General features: G+C 51.3%; 1 protein-coding gene. It reads right to left on the bottom strand.

Annotation, left to right across the window (positions count from 1 at the left end):
* Positions 1 to 48: 48 nt before the first annotated feature.
* Positions 49 to 269: LexA family protein (locus tag ACRHNM_RS16860; protein WP_431137770.1), on the bottom strand; the 221-nt coding region annotated here is incomplete at its 5' end.

Genomic DNA, 269 nt, shown 5'->3' with positions numbered 1-269 from the left:
GCCATCAGCGGTGAGAGGCAATCTTTAAACCCTCATCAAAAGTGCTGTTTAATGATAACGCCGCACCAGCCCGACAAGCTGGCCTTGCACCTCAACTTTGTCAGCCGGTAAAATCCGTGTTTCATAAGCCGGGTTGGCCGCCACCAGCTCCACCTGATTGCCTTTTTTATAAAGCTTCTTGAGCGTGGCTTCCTCTTCCTCAATCAGATAGCAGACGACGATATCCCCATTCTGAGCGGTTTTCGTCTCCCGGATCAGGACAGTATCCC

It is taken from the genome of Psychroserpens mesophilus (genome assembly GCF_050617655.1).
GTDB lineage: Bacteria > Bacteroidota > Bacteroidia > Flavobacteriales > Flavobacteriaceae > Psychroserpens > Psychroserpens mesophilus_A.
This window is presented reverse-complemented; position numbering and strand designations above follow the sequence as displayed.